The sequence below is a fragment of the Streptomyces boluensis genome (genome assembly GCF_009908195.1).
In the GTDB taxonomy this organism is placed as follows: domain Bacteria; phylum Actinomycetota; class Actinomycetes; order Streptomycetales; family Streptomycetaceae; genus Streptomyces; species Streptomyces boluensis.
Window position 1 is genome coordinate 1 of sequence record NZ_JAAAHS010000760.1, and the last position, 854, is coordinate 854.

The window sequence follows — 854 nt, forward strand, 5'->3', positions numbered from 1 at the left end:
ATTTGTATAAGAGACAGCCCCGTCCCCCGCGCAAGGAGACCGTGTGATCCCCGCCGTACGCGCCATCGGCCGCGCTGCCCTCGCCGCGCACCCGATCCCGCTCGCCGAGGTGCTCGCCCGCGCCGAACTCCTGGCCCGCTTCGACCACAGCTACCTGGTGCCGGTCGAGGTGTTCGAGGACTTCGCCGCGCTGCTCACGGACCCCCGGCGGCCCGGCGGCCCGTTCCGGGCCCTGTCCATCAACGGCAAGCGCTGGTTCGACTACCACTCCGTCTACTACGACACTCCTGACCTGCGCACCTTCCACGATCACCGGCAGGGGCGCCGGCTCCGCTTCCGGGTCCGCGAGCGGCTCTACCGGGACACCGGGGAGCGGCAGTTCGAGATCAAGCTCAAGGGGCCGCGCGGCGAGACCGTCAAGCACCGCGAGCGGATGACCGGCACGGAGCACGCCCTGGACGCCGGACGCCGCGCCTTCCTCGCCGGGGTGCTGCGCTCGGCGTACGGCATCGAGGCACCGGACGAGCTGGCGCCCTCGCTGACGACGGACTACCTGCGGGCCACGTTCGTCGCCGACGGGCAGCGGGTCACGTGCGACGCGGGGCTCGTCGTGGGGGAGCCCACGGGCCCCGGCCGTCGTTCGGCGCGAGCGGGGGGCGGCCTTGTCCTCGTCGAGACGAAGACCCGCGGCCACCTGACGGAGGCGGACCGCCTGCTCCACCGCTTCGGGCTCCGGGCTTCGGAGTTCACGAAGTACGCGTGCGGGTTGGCTGTGCTGCGGCCGGAGTTGGGGGTGAATCGGTGGGTGCGGCCGGTGCGGGAGGTGTTTCCTTCCCCACCCCGCCCCTTCCCGA

General features: G+C 72.5%; 1 protein-coding gene. It reads left to right on the forward strand.

The genetic code is table 11. The features are described 5' to 3' along the window. Window positions 1-43: 43 nt before the first annotated feature. A partial coding sequence (locus GUY60_RS37965; RefSeq protein WP_161706039.1) for a VTC domain-containing protein occupies window positions 44-854 on the forward strand: 811 nt, incomplete at its 3' end.